We start from the raw sequence: 20549 nt of genomic DNA on the forward strand, positions 1-20549 counted from the left end.
TTCAGGGCCGTCCGCGCAGCAGGCTGCGCAGATAGCGCGGCCCCAGCAGAACGAGGACGAGGCCGGCATAAACCGCCCCGCCCGCCACCACGCACAAGGCCAGCAGCGCCTCGTCGCGGCCATGCGCGAAGCTCGCGACGAGCGGGGTGCCGAAGACGGCGCTCATCCACAGCACGGCCGCGAGCGCGGCGCAGATGAGGGCCAGCTTGGGCAGGCTGCGCAGGAGCTGCGCGTCCCCGCATTCATAGCCCCGCCACCGCGCCAGCACGGCCAGCACGATCACCGTGATCCAGCCGCCGACCGAGGTCGCGAAGGCAAGGCCGACCTGCGCGAACTGGTCCATCAGCAGGATCTTGAGCAGGATGTTGATGACCGCCGCACCCAGCGTCGCCATCACCGGCGTGCGGGTGTCGCCGCGCGCGTAGAAGGGTGACATGAAGGCCCGCGTCACCACGAAGGGAGCCAGCCCGATGCCGTAAGCGGCGAGCGTCGCTCCCGCCGCCGCCGCCGCCTCGCCGGTGAAGGCGCCGCGCAGGAACAGCCCGCGCATGATGATCTCGGGAATCACCAGCGCCGCAGCGAGGAAGGGCAGCACCAGCAGGAGGGTCAGCTCGATCGCCCGCGACTGCGCATGGCGCGCGCCGTCGAAATCCTCCGCGGCGATGCGTCGCGACATTTCCGGCAGCAGCACGATGCCGGCGGCGATCCCCACCACCCCGATCGGCAACTGGTTGATTCGATCGGCGTAGAACAGCGCCGCCACCGCTCCCTGCGGCAGGAAGGAAGCGATGATGGTGTCGGCGAAGATAGCGAGCTGCACGCCCGCCGAACCGATGATCGCCGGGCCGAGGGCAATGAGGAAGGCCCGCATCTCCGGATCGAGCTTCGGTCGTCCGAAGCGCAGGCCGAGTCCGTGGCGCTCCGCATCGAAGACCAGTAGGCCGAGCTGCAGGAAGCCGGAGATCAGCACGCCCCACGCCGCCGCGTGCCCGGCGGTGGGAAACAGGCCGGCGACGCTGAGCGTGCCCACCATCGCCACGTTGAGCAGGATCGAGGCGGCGGCGGCGGCCCAGAAGCGGTCATTGGCGTTCAGCACGCCGCCGACCAGCGTCACCACGGCGATGAGGCCGAGATAGGGGAAGGTGATGCGAGTGAAATCGACGGTCAGCCCGAAGCGCTCGGGATCGTCGGAAAGCCCCGGCGCCAGCGTCGCCACCACCCAGTCCGTCGCCATGAGCGCGAGTGCCAGTATGGCGAGCTGCACCAGCACGACGGCGGTGAGGATGCCGTCGGCGAAGCGCTTGGCGCGCGCGTCGCCCTCCACCGTCTTCACCCGCGCATAGGCGGGAATGAAGGCGGTGTTGAACGCGCCTTCCGCGAAGATGGAACGGAAATGATTGGGCAGCCGGAAGGCGATGTAGAAGGCATCCGCCAGCGGTCCGGCGCCGAGCACCGCCGCCATCACGATGTCGCGCACGAAGCCCGTCAGGCGCGAGAGCAGCGTCCAGCCGCCGACGGTGAAGATGCTGCGTATCATGAGATCGCCAAGGCCGCGGACACGGTGAGCGGAATCAGGCTCGGGCAGGAAGGCTAGCCTCCCTGCCCCCGCCTCGCCAGTCCGGTGCGACGGTCGCGGCCGTCAGGCCCCGAGCGCCCGCCGCACCGCCGCGATGACGCGGTCCTGGCTCGCCTCGTCGAGATAGGCGTGCATGGGCAGGCTGATGACCTCGCCCGCAAGGCGCTCGCAGACCGGCAGGCCATTGCCGGCACTCGGATATTCGGCGTAGGCGGGCTGGCGGTGCATCGGGATGCGGTAATAGACGGCGGTCGGCACGCCTTCCTTCTGGAGGGCGGCGGCGAGGCCGTCGCGCACGCCGTGCGGCAGGCGGATCGTGTACTGCGCCCAGACGGAGGTCGCACGCGGATCGAGCGTCGGCACGATGCAGACGTCCTTCAGCGCGGCGTTGTAACGCTCGGCCGCGCGCTGGCGGGCAGCGATCTCGTCCTCGAAAATCGTGATTTTTTCCAGAAGGATAGCCGCCTGCATGGTATCGAGGCGACCGGTCATGCCGATGCGCACATTCTCGTACTTGTCGACGCCCTGGCCATGCTCGCGCACGCTCTTGAGCACCGGCACGAGGTCATCGTCATCCGTGAACACCGCACCGCCATCGCCGAAGCAGCCGAGGGGCTTCGCCGGGAAAAAGCTCGTGGCGGTCGCGTCGCCGAAGGAGCCGGTACGCCTGCCGTTCCAGGTCGCGCCGAAGCCCTGGGCGGTGTCGCACAGCACCTTGAGGCCGTTCGCCGTCGCGATCGCGCCAATGGCGTCCATATCGGCCGGCTGGCCGAAGAGATCGACCGGGATGACGACCTTCGGCGTCAGCCCCTTCGCCTTCGCCACCTTGATCCCGGCTTCAAGGCTCGCCGGATCGATGTTGAAGGTGTCCTCGAGCACGTCGACGAAAACCGGCGTCGCACCGACCCACGGCACCACCTCGGCGGTGGCGCAGAAGGTGAAGGCCGGACAGAACACCGCATCGCCCGGCTTCACGCCCCAGGCCATGAGGATCATGGCGAGCGCGTCGGTGCCGCTGGCGCAGGCCACCGCATGCTTCGCACCAGCAAAGGCCGCCAGCTTCTGCTCCAGCTCGACGACCTCGGGGCCGTTGACGAAGCGGCAGTGATCGAGCACCCGCTTCACCGCCTCGTCGATGCGCGTACCGAGCCGGGCACGCTGCGCCGCGACGTCGATGAAGGGGATCGGCGCCAGGTCGGTCTTCACATGCGAGTTCATCGTGTTCCTCTCAGCCGGCGGCGCGGGCGCGCAGCGGCGCCGGCACGGCGGACGATGTTTCAAGGCTTTCCAGGCAGCGCATCGCAGTGGCGATGGCCGCCACGCCGTCCTCGCCGGTGACGGCGGGCACGGCGCCCCGCACGGCTTCGAGGAAGCGCGTCAGTTCGAGACGCAGCGGCTCCGCGTAGGCGACCGGCAGATGGCGCATCGAGTAGCTGCCATCCGGCTTGTAGTCGAAATACTCGGTGACCTGCCGGGTCAGCAGATCGCCGATGACGTACTTCTTGCCCGTCGCGACGTGCACGGTGCGCGCCTTGAACGGGGTGAGCCAGTTCGTGTTGATATGCGCGAGCACGCCATTGGCGGTACGGAACTGCAGCAGCGCGATATCCTCGCGCTCGGCCACCGCCGCCTTCACCTGCGGCTGCACCTCGGTGATGTGCGAGCCGGTGAAATGGCAGATCAGGTCGATGTCGTGCACGGCGAGGTCGATCACCACGCCGACATTCGACATGCGCGGGGGGAACGGCCCGACGCGGGTGATGCCGATGGAGAGGATCTCCTCGCCGCGGATCGCGGCCTTCACCGATTCAACCGCCGGATTGAAGCGTTCGACATGGCCGACCATCAGCGCCACGCCCTTGGCCTTGGCGGCGGCGACGATGGCCTCGGCCTCGGCAACGCTCGGCGCGATCGGCTTTTCCACCAGCACGTGCTTGCCAGCGGCAATCGCCGCGAGGGAGATGTCATGGTGCAGATGGGTCGGTGCCGCGATCACCACAGCGTCCACGCCGCGCTCGACCAGTTCGTCGAGGCTGGCGAAGGCAGCGCAGCCGAGCAGCGCGGCGACCTTCTCACGCTGGCTCTGGGAGGGATCGGCAATACCGACCAGCTCGGCGCCGGGAAGATCGGTGAGCACGCGGGCATGGTTGTAACCCATGATGCCGACGCCGACGACGCCGACGCGAACGGGCGTGTCCGCCCCGCTCGGGCCCAGAACCATTCGTATGTTCCTTCAGTCCAAATCGTTGGCGCGGGTCTAACACGCGCCCCAAAGCGTGGCGAGACGAGGGGAATCGCAAAGCCGCTGCAAGAGCTTCAACAATTGCTTCAACGTATTACCGCCCCCTAGGGCGTGGCCGCGTCCGCATCGCCCGGCTTGTTCGCCCGCGCCGAGGTGCCGGCATCGACGAAACGCTTGTAGATGAAGCCGCGCTTGCCCTCGGCGATGACCTCGCACCAGCCGTGGCAGGCGACGAGCTGCACCTTCTGCCCGGCGGTGAGGTTGCCGACCGCAGCCGCGCCGTTCCGGGGGGCCGCGCGCATCGTCACCGCCGTGCGAATCGTGGCGCCGCCGACCGGCTGGCCGCCGAATCCCGGCTGTGATTCGGCCTCGTCCGCCGCTTCTTCCGTGTCCGCCGCAGCCGGCTCGGGCTCGGTCGAGGCGAGCACCGGACGCGCCGGGGCGCGAGGCGGCAGCGGCGCCTCCTTCGGCATCGCGACCGCCTGGGCAGGAGCTGCATCGGCGGGCGCGGGATCGGCAGCCTGGAAGCCTGAGGCCGCGACCGGCGCCGCAAAGGCGGTCACCCCGGCCAGCGGAGGCGTGGCGGTGGCATCGAAGGGCGGCGCGGTATCGCGCAGCACCGGGGGCAGCGCATCGGCGACCGAGGTCGGCGCGACATCGGCCGGCCGATCGGCACCCGCCTCGGGCGTCGCGGCCGCGTGGGCCGGTTCGGGAGACGGAACAGCGGCGACGGCGACGGGCATGGCGGTCGATGGCGCGACGCTGGCGATAGCGGCGTTGCCGATCACTTCCGGCGCGACGCTCGCCTCCTCGCGGGCGGCGAGCGATTGCAACACCACCGCACCACCGCCGACCACCGCCATGAAGACGGCCAGCACGCCCAGGCGCTGCCAGGTAATAACGTCGGTGGAGGCACTGCGCTTGCGTTTCGGCTCGGGCTCACCGGTGGCACGGGCCGAAGTGCCGAAGCCCCGCCGACGCGGCTTGCCGGCATCCGCCGAGGCCGCACCGTCGGATTTCGACGCCGGCGTCGCCGGCGCGCGCTTGGCGAGCATGTCGCTGACGTCGCCCAGGGAGGCCAGCCGCTCGCGCACTTCCTCATAGGAACGCGGAGCCGGCGTTTCACCGGCGGGCCGCAGCGGGGCGCCGGGAGCCGAGCGCGCGGAAGCCGAAGAGACGGATGCCACCGGGGAACCGGCCGGCGCGGCCGGCGCGTCAGCCGCCGGGCTCGGCGTCGCCGCCACTACCGCCGGGATGGGCCTCGGGCCCGAGACGGCCGGACGCACGGAAGGCAGCGGCGCAGCGTCGTCACGCGCCGCCTTCTCCTGCTCAAGGGAGTTGAGGATCGCCCGGAAGTCGCTGACGAGCGATGAGGAGAGCCCGGTTCCGCGCGGCTCTTGCGATGACGATGACATGGCGCGGGAGACTCTAGGCTACGGGACGGAAACAACGAACCGGCGAGAGAGTCACCGGGAAAGCGTCGGCATCGGCTCGGGACGTACACCGGCAGCATCCGGAGATACTGGCGGCCGGGACGTTGGCGCGGTGCTCAACACTTCGCATGCGTTGCTTCCAGTCCGTTCGGGCCACCATCCCCCGAAAGGAACGTGCGGCCGAGTTCCGTAACCCGTCTTCGAATGCGACGGGCGACACACTACCGACACTTAGCCACTTGATGCAAGAAAGTCACAGGCCGGAAGAATCCTTATGAACAAGGATTGCGGCAACTCTTGGCCACGGGGTGCGACAGGTTGTGCCGATTTAACGGAGTACCTACAAGGACTTGGCCCCAAACCCCGCCGAACGTCAGACGAGGACGGGCCGCGCCGGCTGCTCGGCAGTATCAAAAATTCTTCGATAACGAGCGATTTCCTCGGGCGGTCCCATCGCCTTGGTGGGGTTATCGGAGAGTTTCACCGTCGGCCGCCCGTCCGCCGAGATGACCTTGCAGACGATGGAGATGGGATCGAGTCGGCCTTCCCACGCGAAGCCGCGGAAATCGTTGGTAAGCAGCGTTCCCCAGCCGAAGCCCATCCGCATGCGGCCGCGGAAGTGGCGGTAGATGCGCTCGATGGCCTCCACGTCCAGCGCGTCGGAGAAGATGGCGAGCTTCTGCGTGGGGTCCTGCCCGCGCGAGCGCCACCAGCGGATAGCCTCCTCGCCGCCTTCGATCGGGTCCTTGCTGTCGATGCGGATGCCGGTCCAGCCGGCCACCCAGTCCGGCGCGCGATCGAGGAAGCTGGTGGTGCCGAAGGTGTCGGGCAGAAGCACGAGCAGATTGCCCTCATAGTCCTTCTGCCAGTCGGCGAGCACCTGATAGGGAGATTCCGCCAGCTCCGCGTCCGTATCGGCCAGCGCCGCGTAGACCATGGGCAGCTCATGGGCGTTGGTGCCGGTGGCCTCCACCTCCCGGCGCATCGCGATGAGGCAGTTGGAGGTGCCGAGGAAACGCTCGCCCAGCCCTTCCATCACCGCCTGCACGCACCAGTCCTGCCAGAGGAAACCATGCCGGCGGCGGGTGCCGAAATCGGCGACGCTGGCGCCGCCCAGCGCCTTGAGCCGCTCCACCTTCTCCCACACCCGCGTCATGGCACGAGCATAGAGAACCTGAAGCTCGAAGCGCCCCATGGAGCGCAGCACCGCGCGCGAGCGCAGCTCGTTGATGATGGCGAGCGCCGGGATCTCCCACATGGTGGTCTCGATCCACGGCCCCTCGAAGGTCAGCTCGTACTGACCCTCGCGCTTTTCGAGGTGGTAGGCGGGGAAGCGGAAATTCTCGAACCAGGCGATGAAGTCCGGCGAGAACATCTGGCGCTTGCCATAGAACATGTTGCCGCGCAGCCAGGTGGACTCGCCGCGCGTGAGCGAGAGCGTACGCACATGGTCGAGCTGCTCGCGCAGTTCCCCCTCGTCGACGAAATCGGCGATGCGCACGCTCTGGGTGCGGTTGATGATGCCGAAGGTCACGCGGGTATGGAAATGCCGGCGATAGATCGTCTGCGCCATCAGGAGTTTGTAGAAGTCCGTGTCCAGCACGGAGCGCACGATCGGGTCGATCTTCCAAGTGTGATTGTAGACGCGCGTCGCGATGTCGATCATGCGGAAGGCCCCGTTTGCCGGCCTCCCCTTCTAGCGAATGAGGTACGCGCTTCCTAGCGCCGGGCCTGCCGCCGCCGGCGCGCAGGGCGACGGGATGTATCTTTTTCATATGTAAGCAAATGAATATTCATGCAGCTGTTGCAGGGCTGCCACGCCACGCCCGCATCTCTCAATACCGCAGGGGCAATGCTTAAGTGACCAACGAAGACATCCCTCCTTTCATGGACAGGACATTCCAATGACCACCACGCCGTCCCTGTTCGACAGCTACCGCCTCGGCGACGTCACGCTGTCGAACCGCATCGTCATGGCGCCGCTGACCCGCAACCGCGCGAGCGCCGGCCTCGTCCCCTCCCCGCTCGCCGTCGACTATTACGGCCAGCGCGCCTCCGCCGGCCTGATCATCACCGAGGCGACGCAGATCTCCGCCACCGCCCAGGGCTACCAGGATACGCCGGGCCTCTTCACCGAGGCGCAGGTCGAGGGCTGGAAGCGCGTCACCGACGCCGTCCACGCCAAGGGTGGGCATATCTTCGTGCAGCTCTGGCATGTCGGCCGCGTGTCGCACCGCTCGCTGCAGCCCGGCGGCGCGGCGCCCCTCGCTCCCTCGGCGGTGCGGGCCAACACCAAGACCTACGTCAATAACGGCTTCGCCGATGTCGACGAGCCCCGCGCGCTGACGCTGGAGGAAATCCCCGGCATCGTCGACGACTTCCGCAAGGCGGCGGCGAACGCGGTCCGCGCCGGCTTCGATGGCGTGGAGATCCACGGCGCCAACGGCTACCTCGTCGACCAGTTCCTGCGCGACGGCGCCAACAAGCGCACCGACGCCTATGGCGGCTCGATCGAGAACCGCACGCGCTTCCTGAAGGAGGTGCTGGGGGCCACCGTCGGCGAGATCGGGGCCAAGCGCACCGGAATCCGGCTGTCGCCGGTCACGCCCGCCAACGACCTGGCGGACAGCGATCCGCAGCCGCTGTTCAACCATGTTCTGGACGTGGTGGAGAGCCTGCACCCGGTCTATGTCCACATGATCGAGGGTGCCACGGGCGGTCCGCGCGACATCGCCCCGGACTTCGACTTCGAGGCGCTGCGCAAGCGCTTCAGCGGCACCTGGATGGTCAATAACGGCTACGACAAGGCGATGGCCGAGCAGGTGGTCGCCAGCGGCAAGGCGGACCTCGTCGCCTTCGGCAAGGCGTTCATCTCCTCGCCGGACGCGGTGGAGCGCCTGCGCCGGGGCGTCGCCTTCAACGAGCTCGACCGCGACCACCTCTATGGTGGCGGCGCCAAGGGCTACACCGACTACCCGACGCTGGAGAGCGTCGGCGCCTGACCGGTACCGACCTCAGGGGGCCTGCCGGAAATACGGCCGCCCCCTGAGGCGCAGCATCGCGACCGGATAGGCCATCAACAGCGCGCCGCCGACGAGGGAGCCGAGCAGCATGCCAGTGGTGAGCAGCCCCTCGGCGGCGGCGGCGCAATAGGTGCCGATCGCCACCGGGTAGAACAGCACGACGGCGGTGAAGGTGCCGGGCGAGAAGCGTCCGCGCGTGAAGATCATCGGCAGCGCGTGGAAGAAGGTCGCGTTGATCAGCATCAGCGCGGCGAAGACCAGCGGCGCGATGGGGAGCAGCCGTGCCATCTCGGCCTGCGCGAAGCCGAGCACGATCACCGCCGCGTTGGTGACGTAGAAATCAGCCCATTCGACCGGAAGGCCGATGACGGCGCGCGCCCAGTCGCGCCAGTCGAAGGAGAACTCTTCCATGATGTGCAGCGTGTAGGCGAGCAGGCCAAGCCACGCCCACGTCTCGAAACCGATCGACATCGCACCCTTCCCCCTGAAGCCCGGCGGAAAGATGCTAGATCGGGCACCGCTAGGCCGCCAGCGGCGCGGGCGCGACGGCACGCACCGATACTTCCACGGTCATGCCGAGATAATCGCCGACATTGCCGGTGAAGCCGCCGGCGACCGGCACCGCCTGGCTCGGATCGCGCGTCACCGCCACACGGATGAGATTGTCGGCCGCGATGGTGCCGTTGGTCGGGTCGAACTCGATCCAGCCGGCACCCGGCAGATAGATATCGGCCCAGGCATGGGTGGCGCCGGCGCCGACGACGGACTGAGCATCGCCGTCCAGTGCCGGGTCGTAGAGATAGCCGGTGACGAAGCGGGCTCCGAAGCCGAGCGCACGCGCCGCCTCGATCAGCAGCAGGGCGAAGTCGCGGCAGGAGCCGGTGCCGAGCTTCAGCGTCTCCAGCGGAGCCTGCGTCCCCTCCTCGTGCCGAAGATTGTAGGCGAAGCCGCGATGAATGCCGTTGTTGAGGTCCGTCAGCAGCGCCATCGTGTCGGTCGGCCGCGAGGCCACGAAGCCCTTGGCCCACGCTTCCAGCTCGCCGTTCGCATCGGGATAGTGGCAGTCCAGCATGCGGCCCAGATCGATCCTGTCGTCGGAGGAATAGACGAACGGATATTCCTTGGCGCTCTCCTCGAGTTCGAAATTGAGCCCGCCGAGGCCGTAGCGTTCGAGGGTCAGCACGCTCTCGATCTTCAGCTCGTTCGACGGCTCGACGAAATCCACCACGGTGACGGAATTGCCGAACACATCGTGCAGCCAGCGCACATTGCCGTGCGGCCAGAGCGAGAGCTCGGCGCTGACCAGCCGCAGATCATGGCTGTCGCGCGGGCGCAGCATCAGCCGGTGGGGCTGGAAGACGACGGGATTGGCATAGTTGTACTGAGTGACGTGGCGGACGGTCAGAGTCGGCATGAGGCGGTTCCAGAAGCGGCCATGGGGACGGTCGGGGAGACCGGGATTCGTCGCGACGCCGCCCGGACCGGAACGTCAGCGGGCGCAGAGCCGGCCGAGGACGAAGCCCAGCATGCCGACAGTGACGAGCGCGCGGAAGGAATATTTGCGCTCGAGTCGAACAAGGCCCTCGTCGACGAGAGCGGAGCCGAGAGAAGCCCGCACCGCCGCGCCACCACTCGCGCGCGCCGGACGCGAGACGACCCGCCCCATCCGCTTCACCGGGTTCCGGGAGGGGCCGGCGGCCGTCCTTGGAGCGGATGCGCGCTCGGTCGATGCCGGTTCTTCGCCGGGGCTGCCGTCGATTCCGTTGCCGTTCTTAGCCATCGCTGCGCCTTTCGCTGTTGCTGCGTCCCGCGATTCAACGCGCCAGACGGCATTTTGTTCGGCAGGCGGCGGTTGCGGCCTACAGGCGGCCGGAGAGAAAGGCGAGCATTTCCATCGGACCGCGCGCATTGAACAGCTTCACCCGCCGGCCGCCGCACATGTCGCAGCGCAGCCGCGGCGCGGGTTCGCCGGGCGTCTGCGCGGTGAGCATGCCCGCATCCGCATGACCGAGCGCCGAGCGGCGCCCGCAGCGCGGGCAATGGGCGCAGATGAGGGAGGTGCGGTCGATGATGGCGGAATCCTCCATGGCGGGGCGCCGCGATTCGATGATAGGTGCGCGCCGGGGCGCTGACCAATCAAGCTGCGGTGTCGTGAAGCAGTTGCCCCGATTTCTCGGAGGAGCCGGTCTGGAGGTTCCACACTGGAAAGTATGGTGGGCGCACTAGGGCTCGAACCTAGGACCCGCTGATTAAGAGTCAGCTGCTCTACCAACTGAGCTATGCGCCCAGACCGGAGCTCGCGGGGCGAAACCGTCGCGAGCGGGGCGTCATGTAGCAAAGGGATTCGGGCCTGTCCATAGCCGACAGGCCCGTCATCCTCATTCTTTGAAAGCCTCCTCGCGCTTCCTGCGCACGGAGGGCAGCAGCACGACGATCAGCGCGATCGCCGCCAGGGCCAGCATCGTCGCGGAGATCGGCCGGGTGACGAACACCAGCGGGTCGCCGCGCGAGATCAGCATGGCGCGGCGCAGATATTCCTCCAGCATCGGCCCGATGATGAAGCCGAGCAGCAGCGGCGCCGGCTCGCAGTCGAGCTTCACCAGCACGTAGCCGACCACCCCGAACAGGGCCATGGCGAAGACGTCGATGGCGTTGTTGTTCACGCTGTAGACGCCGATGCAGCAGAAGCCGACGATGAGCGGGAAGAGGATGTGGTAGGGCACGGTGAGCAGCCGCACCCACATGCCGATCAGCGGCAGGTTGAGCACCACCAGCATCAGATTGCCGATCCACATCGAGGCGATGATGCCCCAGAAGAGATTCGGCTGCTCGTTCACCACGTTCGGGCCGGGCACGATGCCCTGGATGATGAGCGCGCCGATCATCAGCGCCATCACCGGGTTGGACGGGATGCCGAGGGTGAGCATCGGGATGAAGGAGGTCTGCGCGCCGGCGTTGTTGGCGCTTTCCGGCGCTGCCACCGCCTCGATCGCGCCCTTGCCGAATTCCTCGGGATGGCGGGAGATCTTCTTCTCGATCGAATAGGCGGCGAAGGAGGACAGGATCGCGCCGCCGCCCGGAAGGATGCCGAGAAACGAGCCGAGGAAGGTGCCCCGCAGGATCGGCCCGATGATTCGCTTGATGTCCTCGCGCGAGAGCAGCAAGCCCTTCACCTTCTGCACCATGACGGTGCGGGTGTGCTCGTCCTCCAGATTGCGCACGATCTCGCCGATGCCGAACACGCCCATGGCCAGCGCCACGAACTCGATGCCGTCGGCCAGCTCCAGCATGTCGAAGGTGAAGCGCGGCGTGCCGGTGTAGACGTCCTGCCCGGACAGGCCGAGCAGGATGCCCAGCACCACCATCGCCAGCGCCTTGATGACCGATCCCGAGGCCAGCGCCACCGAGGCCACGAGACCCAGCACCATCAGCGCGAAATATTCCGGCGGGCCGAACTTCAGCGCGAGGTCCGCGAGCGGCGGGGCGAAGACGGCGAGCAGGAAGGTGGCCACCGAACCGGCGAAGAACGAGCCCAGCGCCGCCGTGGCGAGCGCCGCCCCGGCCCGGCCGCGGCGCGCCATCTGGTAGCCGTCGATGGCGGTGACGACGGACGAACTCTCGCCCGGCAGGTTGATCAGGATCGCCGTGGTCGAGCCGCCATACTGCGCGCCGTAGTAGATGCCGGAGAGCATGATCAGCGCCGAGACCGGCGGCAGGCCGAAGGTGATCGGCAGCAGCATGGCGATGGTCGGCACCGGGCCGAGGCCGGGCAGCACGCCGATGAGAGTGCCCAGAAGCACGCCGATGAAGCAGTAGAAGATGTTCTGGAAGGTGACGGCGACGGAGAAGCCGAGGGCGAGGTTATCGAAGATTTCCAACGGTCCGGCTCCCGATCAGTAGCCGCCGAGCCAGGGGCCGAGCATGGGAAGGGGAAGGCCGAGGCCCTTGATGAACACCGCCCAGGAGAAGGCGACCATGACGGCCGCCGAGATCAGCCCGGTGACGATGTGGAAACGCTGGCTGGCCAGCGCCGAGATGAACACCGCCAGCCCCATGGACGGCCCGAGGCCGAGCGGGCGGATGCCGAGGCCGAAGATCACGACGGCGAGCGTCACCAGCGCCAGCGCCTGCCACGGCCAGTTGCGGAAGCGGATTCCATTGTCGTCCGGGTCGGCGGGAACGGTCAGGCCGGAGAGAAGGACGACCAGGCCGAGAAAGGCGAGCAGGCCCGCGAGGATCATCGGGAAATAGCCGGGCCCCATGCGGATGGCGCGGCCCATCGGCAGTTCCATGGCCTGCCAGGCGAAGAACGCCGCCAGCGCGATGAGCAGAAGACCGCTGGCGACCTCCTTCGGACTTTTGACGAAGCGCGTCATGCCATTTTCCCGGGATGTTGAATGCAGGACCCCGCCCGCCGGCCGGCGGCGAGCCGGCGTGACGGGCGGGGCTGTCTTATGGATGGAACGTCAGTCGGCGAAGACGCCGGCCTGCTCGATCACCGGCTTCCACTTGGCCACCTCGGCCTGCAGGAACTGCTTGTGCACTTCCGGCGTGGCGCGTTCGAGGGCCACCGGCTCGGTACCGAGGTCGGCGAAGCGCGCGATGACCTTCGGATCCTGCAGGGCGGTCTTGAGGGCGTCGTTGAGCTTGGTGACGACTTCCGGCGGCGTGCCCTTGGGCGCGTACATGCCGTGCCAGACCGCAACCTCGAAGCCGGGAAGGCCGACCTCCTGGAAGGTCGGCAGGTCGGACAGCGACTTGACGCGCTGCTTGGTGGTGACGGCATAGGCCTTCACCTTGCCGGCCTTGATCTGGCCGGTGGTGTTGGTGGTCTGGTCGCACATCAGGTCGATCTGGCCGCCGACGAGGTCGTTCATCGCCGGGCCGGTGCCCTGATAGGGCACGGTGGTCATCTGGGCGCCAAGCGCCGACATGAACAGCATGCCGCACAGATGCGAGGCGGAGCCGACGCCGGCATTGCCGTAGATCACCCCGTCCTTGTTCTGCTTCACGAAAGCGATCAGCTCGGCGGCGTCCTTCGGGGCGAGGTCGGGCTTGGCGATCATCGTCATCGGCACGTCGGTGACGAGGCCGACCTCCTCGAAGTCGGTCAGCACATTGTAGGGCAGCTTGCGATAGAGGGTGGCGGCGGTCGCCTGGCCGATATGGTGCAGCAGCACGGTGTAGCCGTCCGGGGCGGCCTTCGCGACCTGGCCGGCGCCGCGGGTGCCGCCCGCGCCGCCGACATTCTCCACCACCACCTGCTGGCCGAGCGTGCGCGACATGGATTCGGCGACGAGGCGCGCCACCGTGTCGGTGGGGCCGCCGGCCGAGAAGGGCACGACCATGGTGACCGGACGATTGGGGAAATCCTGCGCCTTGGCCGCAGAGAAAGGCAGTACCGCGAGCGCCAGCGCCGCGACGGCGGCAGCTGCCCCCTTGAAGTTTTTCATGCGTCCCTCCCGAGACTTCTTGACCGCGTTTCAGGCCATGGGCGTCGCCTTTTCGGGCCACGCCTTTGTTTATGCCGCCTAGGCCACCATCGGCATGACTGACCGTCAAGTGGCTCTTTGGCCTAGAAACGCGGGTTCCGGCCTCATTTCACCCGCCGGGCGCATCGTCTCGCGGCTTCCGGGGCCGGGCCCTAGGAAGCGGGGCCGGCACGTTCCATATTCCGTGCATGATTCAGGAGCCGCCTCCCCTCGTCGTCGAGATCGCCTGGCAGGACCCCTGGCGGGCGGCGCGCCGTCTTGCCCGGCGGGACGGTGCGCCCGTTCCGGGCCTGACCTTCCTCGACAGCGCGATGCGCCATCCGCTGCTGGGCCGGTGGTCCTACGTCATGGCGGAGCCCTTCGGCCGCTTCTGCGTCGAGGCCGGCGTGCCGCGATGGGACGGCGTGCGGGAGGCGGGGACGCCAGTCGAGGCGCTGAGGGCACGGCTGCACGCCTATGCCCAGCCCCGCCTTCCGGGTGAAGCCGGCTTCCAGGCCGGCGCGGCAGGCTACATCGCCTATGAGGCGGGGCGGCTGTTCGACCGTTTCCCAACGACCGCGCCGGAACCGGGCGAAGGCCCGGAGATCGACCTCGGCTTCTACGATCTCGTCGTCGCCTTCGACGTGGTGGCGGAGCGCGCCTTCATCGTCTCGACCGGCTGGCCAGAAACCGAGCCGGCCCGGCGCGCCCGCCGCGCCCGCGAGCGCCTCGCCGAGGCGGCGGAACGCCTCGCGGCGCCGGAAGTCCCGCTCGGCGCCGCGATCATTGCCGGCGACTGGCGCTCCAATTTCGATGCCGAGCGCTACAAGGCGGCCGTGGCGCAGGTGATCGCCTACATACGCGCCGGCGACATCTTCCAGGCGAACTTCACCCAGCGCTTCGAGGCCGGAATCGGCGAGGCGATCGATCCGCTGGCGCTCTACGACCAGTTGCGCCGCGCCAACCCCGCCACCTTCGCGGCGCTGATCGCCAATGAAGACCGCATCATCGCCTCCTCCTCCCCCGAGCGCTTCGTGAAGCTCGTGGACGGCGAGGTGGAGACGCGCCCGATCAAGGGCACGGTGCCGCGCTCGGTGGAGCCGACGCTGGACGCCTTCCGCGGCCGCGAGCTGACCGCCAGCGAGAAGGACCGCGCCGAAAACGTGATGATCGTCGACCTGCTGCGCAACGATCTCTCGCGCGTGTGCCGGCCGGGCACGGTGAAGGTTCCGCGCCTGTGCGGGCTGGAGACCTATGCCAACGTCCACCACCTCGTCTCGGTCGTCACCGGGACGCTGAAAGAAGGGCACGACGGGCTCGACCTGATGGCGGCGTCGTTCCCCGGCGGCTCGATCACCGGTGCGCCGAAGATCCGCGCCATGGAGATCATCCACGAGCTGGAGCAGCAGCCGCGCGGCGTCTATTGCGGCTCCATCGGCTATATCGGCTTCGACGGCACGATGGACTTCAACATCGCCATCCGCACCGTGACGGTGGAGAAGGGCCGGAAGGGTTTCACCGCCAGCTTCGGCGTCGGCGGCGGCATCACGACCCTCTCCGACCCGGCCGCCGAGCATGCGGAGAGCCTGACCAAGGCCGAACGCCTGTTCCGCGCTTTCCAGCCGGAGGCCGCACCATGATCCTGCTGATCGACAATTACGACAGCTTCGTCTTCAACGTCGCACGCTACCTCACCGAACTCGGCGAAGAGGTGGAGGTCCGGCGCAACGACGCACTGGATATCGCGGCCATCGAACGCCTGAGGCCCCAAGCGCTGGTGATCTCCCCCGGGCCCTGCTCGCCCAACGAGGCGGGCGTCTCGCTCGATACCGTGCGGGCGCTGTCGGGCCGGCTGCCGATCCTCGGGATCTGTCTTGGGCACCAGTGCATCGGCCAGGCCTTCGGCGGCCGGGTGGTACGGGCGAAGGAGCCGATGCACGGGCGCGCCTCGCAGGTGCGCCATGCCGGGACGGACGTTTTCGAGGGACTGCCCTCCCCGTTCCCCGCCGGCCGCTACCATTCGCTGGCGGTCGAGCTGGACGAAGGCACGCCGTTGATCGCCACCGCCTGGAGCGAGGACGGCGAGATCATGGGCCTCGCCCATCGCACCCACCCGACCTACGGCGTGCAGTTCCACCCGGAATCCGTACTCACCGGCCATGGCTACGACCTGCTGGCGAATTTCCTGAAGCTGGCGCGAACCCGGGAGCGCGCCGCGTGACCGCGACGATCAGCGTCGAGGATCGCGGTTTCACGCTCGGCGACGGCGTGTTCGACACCGCCGTGGCGCTGAACGGCATCGTCCTGGAGCGGGAGCGCCATGTCGGCCGGCTGCTGGCCGCCGCGCACAGCCTCGGCATCGCGGCTCTGCGCGCCCGTGTCGAGGCCGCCATCGACGATGCCGTAACGCCCGAGCCGGCCATCGTGCGCACCACGGTGACGCGCGGGAGCGCCGCGCGCGGCCTCTGGCCGGCGAGCACGGGCGAGCCGACCCTCGTCGTCACCACCTCCCCCTGGAGCCCGGCGCTGCTCGGCCAGCCGGCCCGGCTCGTCACCGCGACGGGGCGGCGCAACGAATTCTCACCCACCGCCAACCTGAAGACGCTCGGCTATCTCGACCACATCCTCGCGGCGCGGGAGGCGGCGGCGGCCGGGGTGGACGATGCGCTGATCCTGAACACGCAGGGCCGCGTCGCCTGCACGACCATCGCCAATGTCTTCGCGCTGACGGGTGGGACGCTGCGCACGCCGCCGCTGTCGGAGGGGTGCCTGCCGGGCATCATGCGGGCGCGAGTGATGGAGATCGCGCCGGAACTCGGGCTGGCGGTCGAGGAACGCGGGCTGGCGCCCGGCGACCTGAAAGGCGCGGATGCGGTGTTCCTGACCAACAGTGTGCGCTTCCTGCGCCCCGCGACCGAACTCGACGGCGCCCTATTGGCCACCGCCAGTTGCGAAGCGTTTGCCGCGCTGCGGCATGATTTGCTTGCAGAAGTTGGCATTGAGGAAAAATTGTGACGGCGATTGACTTACAAAACGCGCCACAACAAGAAAGAACAGCTTCGACAAAATAGCAAAACATAGTTTTGCCACGATCGACAACCGACCGTTCATGCCCGGTTAATTTTCAATCTGTCACACGTATATTTGAAACCATTCCGCTGGGAGGGCGTTCGACACGCATCTTCCCGGTTCAGCGCATGAGGTTTGCATGTTCCGTCTCGCGCGTCCGCTACTCGCCACCGGTCTCGTCGCAGGTCTTCTGGCCACCGCCACCGGTGCCGTTCTCCCGGCAGCCGCCCAGAGCGAACCGCTGCGGCTCGCCCAGGCCGGGCCACCGCTCGACCGCGCGCCTATGGACGTGAACGTGTTCTACGACCAGCTCGGCGCCTATGGCTCGTGGGTGGAACATCCCGATTACCAGTACGTCTTCATCCCCGCCAATGTCGGCCCGGGCTGGCGCCCCTATCAGGAAGGCCGGTGGATCTGGACGGACCAGTACGGCTGGTACTGGGAATCCTATGAGCCCTTCGGCTGGGCCGCCTACCATTACGGACGCTGGGGCTACGACCCCGGCTATGGCTGGTTCTGGGTGCCGGGCGACACCTGGGCGCCGGCCTGGGTGACCTGGCGCCGCGGCGGCGGGCGCACCGGCTGGGCGCCGGTCGGGCCGGACCGCCCGGGCTACGCGGTCGGGCGCCCCGCCTATTACGCACCGCCCGTGGCCGAGAGCTGGGTCTTCGTAGAGGACCGCTACATGGCCGAGCAGGACCTTGCGGTCTATGTGGCGCCCATCCCACAGATCAGCGTCTATCTGCAGGATGCGCCGGACTATTACGAACCGCGCTGGGACGACGGCTACTACGTCAACCGCGGCTTCGGGCTCGACGTCTATGACGCACCGATCCGTGATCGCCTCTATACGCGCGAGGTCGTCTATGTCGATCGCTACGACGACATCTTCTACGACGACCGCGACGAGCGGCTCGGCATCTATGCCCCCCGGCTCGCCTTCGGCGACCGCTTCGTCCCGCCGCCGCGCTTCGACCGCGACATCGCCCCCGACCGCCGCGCGCTGATCCATCAATATGTGCGCGACGACCAGAACCTGCCGGGCGTGTTCGCGCCCTCGGCGGCGCTGCTGGGCGCGATCGACGCGAACCGCCGGCGGGAACTGCGCCAGGAGCGCTTCCGCGATCCCAACCGCTTCCGCCAGCAGGTCGAGCAGATCGAGCGCGAACGCGCCGACCAGCTCCGCGATCTGCGGCAGCAGGCGGCGACACGGAACGACCTGCTGGAACAGCAGCGCCGGCAGGCGGTGGAACAGCGCCGGCAGCAGTTCGAGCGCGTCCGCGCCGAGCAGCGCGCACGGGCCGAGCGGGTGAACACCCGCCCCGGCGGACAGCCCGGCATGCCGGGCGTGCGGCCGGGCCAGCGTCCCGACGACATGCGCGCCAACCAGCAACAGCTTGAGCGTCAGCGCGCGCAGCAGCAGCAACTGCGCCAGCAGCAGGGCCAGCAGGAGCGTGTGCGCCAGCAGCAGCTTCAGCAGCAGCGCGCGGCGGAGCAGGAGCGTGCCCGCCAGCAGCAGATGCAGCAGCAACGCAATGTCCAGCAGGAGCGCGCCATTCAGCAGCAGCAGATGCGCCAGCAGGCCCAGCAGCAGCGCGCCGTGGAACAGCAGCGTGCCCGTCAGCAGCAGATGCAGCAGCAACGCAATGTCCAGCAGGAACGGGCCGTTCAGCAGCAGCAGATGCGCCAGCAGGCCCAGCAGCAGCGTGCCGTGGAACAGCAGCGTGCCCGCCAGCAGCAAATGCAGCAGCAGCGCAATGTCCAGCAGGAACGGGCCGTTCAGCAGCAGCAGATGCGCCAACAAGCCCAACAGCAGCGCGCCCAGCAACAGCAGATACTGATGCAGCAACGCGCCGCCCAGCAACAGCAGCGCGCGCAGCAGCAACGGCCTCCCCAGCAGCGGCCGCAGGGCAATCCTCAGGGCCGGCCGGGCGATCCGCGTGACCCGCGGTGGATGCAGCCGGGCATGCAATGATCCCACAAAGAAAGAACCCCGGCCCTCACAGGCCGGGGTTCTTCATTTCCGCCATATGCGCGGCGGCTATTCCGCCGCCGGCTGGGCCTGGGCGTTCATGCTGTTGCGCTTGGTCTGCAGCTTGTTGAGCGCGATGATGTAGGCCTGCGCCGAGGCGACCAGCGTGTCCGGGTCGGAACCGCGCCCGGTCACCGCCTTGTCGCCGTCTTCCAGACGCACCGACACTTCCGCCTGCGCATCCGTGCCCTCGGTCACGGCGTGCACCTGGTAGAGCGCCAGCTTGGCCGTGTGCGGCACGATGGCCTGGATGCAATTGAACACCGCATCCACCGGGCCATTGCCTTCGCACTCCTCGGTGACGAGATGGCCGTCGACCTTCATCTTCATGGTCGCGCGCTGGGGGCCGTGGCTGCCGGCGATCACGCTGAGCGAAACCAGCTTCATGCGATCATGCGCGGCGGCGATCTCCTGATCGACCAGCGCCTCGATATCCTCGTCGTAGACCACCTTCTTGCGGTCGGCGAGGTCCTTGAAGCGCGAGAAGGCGTCGTTCAGGGCGTTCTCGCCCAACTCGTAGCCCAGCGCCTTCAGCTTGTCGCGGAAAGCGGCGCGGCCGGAATGCTTGCCCATCACCAGCGAGGTCTTGGAGACGCCGACGCTGTCGGGGGTCATGATCTCGTAGGTGGTGTTGTTCTTGAGCATGCCGTCCTGATGGATGCCGCTCTCATGGGCGAAGGCGTTCCGGCCGACGATGGCCTTATTGTACTGCACCGGGAAGCTCGTGACCGCCGAGACCAGCTTGGAGGCGCGGGTCAGCATGGTGGCGTCGATGCCGGTCTCGTAGGGCAGCACGTCGCGACGGACGTTGATCGCCATGACGATCTCTTCCAGCGCCGCGTTGCCGGCCCGCTCGCCAATGCCGTTGATGGTGCACTCGATCTGCCGGGCACCGCCGGCGACGCCCGCCAGCGAGTTCGCCACCGCCATACCGAGATCATTGTGGCAATGGGTGGAGAACACCGCCTTGTCGGCATCCGGCACGCGCTCGCGCACGGTGCGGAACATCGCCTCATATTCCGACGGCGTGGTATAACCGACCGTATCGGGCAGGTTGATGGTCGTAGCGCCCGCCTTGATCGCCGCCTCGACGCAGCGGCACAGGAAGTCGATCTCGGTACGGGTGGCGTCCTCGGCCGACCACTCGACATTGTCGACATGCCCACGCGCACGGGCGACGGACGCCGCCACCATCTCCAGCACCGTCTCCGGCGACTTCTGGAGCTTGTACTTCATATGCACGGGCGAGGTGGAGATGAAGGTATGGATGCGCGGCCGGCGGGCATGGCGCACCGCCTCGGCACAGCGATCAATATCGGCGAAGGCGGCACGCGACAGGCCGGCGATCACCGCGTTCTTGGTGCGGCGGGAGATTTCGGCGACCGACTCGAAATCGCCATTGGAGGCGATGGGGAAGCCGGCCTCGATGATGTCGACGCCCATGGTGTCGAGCAACTCGGCGACTTCCAGCTTCTCTTCCAGCGTCATCGACGCGCCGGGGCACTGCTCGCCATCGCGCAGGGTGGTGTCGAAGATGACGACGCGGTTCTTGTCGGTGGACATGCTCAGGCTTCCTTCTGGTCTCCGGGCGCCAGGTGCCGCAAAGGGGCATCGTCCGGCGCAAATCTGGCTATTCGGCGGATGGTGGAGGCGTCGTCCCCTGAGCGCCCAGGCTTGAAGCCCGGCCGGCCCTCAGGGGCGGC

The 20549-nt window shown here is 68.0% G+C and carries 18 protein-coding genes and 1 tRNA gene; 5 read left to right on the plus strand and 14 right to left on the minus strand.

The genetic code is table 11. The features are described from left to right. Window position 1: 1 nt before the first annotated feature. The 5 genes from murJ to pncB all read right to left on the minus strand — a co-directional run bounded on the left by murJ (window position 2) and on the right by pncB (window position 6917). A complete protein-coding gene (murJ, locus tag STARVERO_RS08570; RefSeq protein ID WP_159598547.1) occupies window positions 2–1537 on the minus strand; it encodes a murein biosynthesis integral membrane protein MurJ in 1536 nt (511 codons plus the stop codon). A gap of 102 nt (window positions 1538–1639) precedes the next feature. Beyond that, entirely contained in the window at window positions 1640–2794 is a 1155-nt protein-coding gene (locus tag STARVERO_RS08575; RefSeq protein WP_159598548.1) for a DegT/DnrJ/EryC1/StrS family aminotransferase, read from the minus strand. A gap of 10 nt (window positions 2795–2804) precedes the next feature. Then, entirely contained in the window at window positions 2805–3797 is a 993-nt protein-coding gene (locus STARVERO_RS08580) for a Gfo/Idh/MocA family protein (RefSeq protein WP_159598549.1), read from the minus strand. Between the two features lie 125 nt (window positions 3798–3922). After that, window positions 3923–5233 carry an SH3 domain-containing protein gene (locus STARVERO_RS08585; protein WP_159598550.1) on the minus strand — a complete coding sequence of 437 codons (1311 nt, stop codon included), beginning with the start codon at window positions 5231–5233 and terminating at the stop codon, window positions 3923–3925. A 391-nt stretch (window positions 5234–5624) separates the two neighbouring features. After that, entirely contained in the window at window positions 5625–6917 is a 1293-nt protein-coding gene (gene pncB, locus STARVERO_RS08590; protein WP_144342406.1) for a nicotinate phosphoribosyltransferase, read from the minus strand. Between the two features lie 238 nt (window positions 6918–7155). On the opposite strand from pncB, the gene STARVERO_RS08595 reads away from it, so the two are divergent. Continuing rightward, window positions 7156–8253 (plus strand): alkene reductase, encoded by a 1098-nt coding sequence (locus STARVERO_RS08595; protein WP_159598551.1) that lies wholly within the window; start codon window positions 7156–7158, stop codon window positions 8251–8253. A gap of 12 nt (window positions 8254–8265) precedes the next feature. Here STARVERO_RS08595 and STARVERO_RS08600 read toward each other — a convergent pair whose 3' ends face one another. The 8 genes from STARVERO_RS08600 to STARVERO_RS08635 form a co-directional block, all read right to left on the minus strand. Next, window positions 8266–8745, minus strand: coding sequence for an HXXEE domain-containing protein (locus STARVERO_RS08600; RefSeq protein WP_244616676.1), 480 nt, complete (start codon window positions 8743–8745; stop codon window positions 8266–8268). A 49-nt stretch (window positions 8746–8794) separates the two neighbouring features. Next, the gene (locus tag STARVERO_RS08605; protein ID WP_144342404.1) at window positions 8795–9688 is read right to left on the minus strand and encodes a transglutaminase family protein; all 894 of its coding nucleotides are present in this window, start codon (window positions 9686–9688) and stop codon (window positions 8795–8797) included. 75 nt (window positions 9689–9763) lie between these two features. Next, complete coding sequence (locus STARVERO_RS08610) at window positions 9764–10054, minus strand: hypothetical protein (protein WP_159598552.1); 291 nt, start codon at window positions 10052–10054, stop codon at window positions 9764–9766. Between the two features lie 79 nt (window positions 10055–10133). Further along, entirely contained in the window at window positions 10134–10361 is a 228-nt protein-coding gene (locus tag STARVERO_RS08615) for a hypothetical protein (protein ID WP_244616677.1), read from the minus strand. A gap of 124 nt (window positions 10362–10485) precedes the next feature. After that, window positions 10486–10561 (minus strand) — tRNA-Lys (locus STARVERO_RS08620). A gap of 91 nt (window positions 10562–10652) precedes the next feature. Then, complete coding sequence (locus STARVERO_RS08625) at window positions 10653–12152, minus strand: tripartite tricarboxylate transporter permease (protein WP_159598553.1); 1500 nt, start codon at window positions 12150–12152, stop codon at window positions 10653–10655. Between the two features lie 15 nt (window positions 12153–12167). Then, complete coding sequence (locus STARVERO_RS08630) at window positions 12168–12650, minus strand: tripartite tricarboxylate transporter TctB family protein (protein ID WP_159598554.1); 483 nt, start codon at window positions 12648–12650, stop codon at window positions 12168–12170. A 90-nt stretch (window positions 12651–12740) separates the two neighbouring features. After that, window positions 12741–13727: a tripartite tricarboxylate transporter substrate binding protein BugD gene (locus STARVERO_RS08635; protein WP_159598555.1), complete on the minus strand. Its 987-nt coding sequence runs from the start codon at window positions 13725–13727 to the stop codon at window positions 12741–12743. 227 nt (window positions 13728–13954) lie between these two features. Between STARVERO_RS08635 and pabB the strand changes: the two genes are divergently transcribed. The 4 genes from pabB to STARVERO_RS08655 all read left to right on the plus strand — a co-directional run bounded on the left by pabB (window position 13955) and on the right by STARVERO_RS08655 (window position 18789). Continuing rightward, the gene (pabB, locus tag STARVERO_RS08640) at window positions 13955–15385 is read left to right on the plus strand and encodes an aminodeoxychorismate synthase component I (RefSeq protein ID WP_159598556.1); all 1431 of its coding nucleotides are present in this window, start codon (window positions 13955–13957) and stop codon (window positions 15383–15385) included. Further along, window positions 15382–15966, plus strand: a complete 585-nt coding sequence (locus tag STARVERO_RS08645; RefSeq protein ID WP_159598557.1) for an anthranilate synthase component II — start codon at window positions 15382–15384, stop codon at window positions 15964–15966. The genes pabB and STARVERO_RS08645 overlap by 4 nt, the downstream gene beginning before the upstream one ends. Then, on the plus strand, window positions 15963–16760 hold the full coding sequence (locus STARVERO_RS08650; protein ID WP_159598558.1) for an aminotransferase class IV: 798 nt from the start codon (window positions 15963–15965) through the stop codon (window positions 16758–16760). The genes STARVERO_RS08645 and STARVERO_RS08650 overlap by 4 nt, the downstream gene beginning before the upstream one ends. A 193-nt stretch (window positions 16761–16953) precedes the next feature. Continuing rightward, window positions 16954–18789, plus strand: coding sequence for a DUF6600 domain-containing protein (locus STARVERO_RS08655; protein ID WP_159598559.1), 1836 nt, complete (start codon window positions 16954–16956; stop codon window positions 18787–18789). A 66-nt stretch (window positions 18790–18855) separates the two neighbouring features. Here the strand turns inward: STARVERO_RS08655 and STARVERO_RS08660 are convergent, their stop codons facing one another. Further along, window positions 18856–20409 (minus strand): 2-isopropylmalate synthase, encoded by a 1554-nt coding sequence (locus tag STARVERO_RS08660; protein ID WP_159598560.1) that lies wholly within the window; start codon window positions 20407–20409, stop codon window positions 18856–18858. Window positions 20410–20549: the final 140 nt, after the last annotated feature.

Source organism: Starkeya nomas, from assembly GCF_902703545.1.
GTDB lineage: Bacteria > Pseudomonadota > Alphaproteobacteria > Rhizobiales > Xanthobacteraceae > Ancylobacter > Ancylobacter moscoviensis.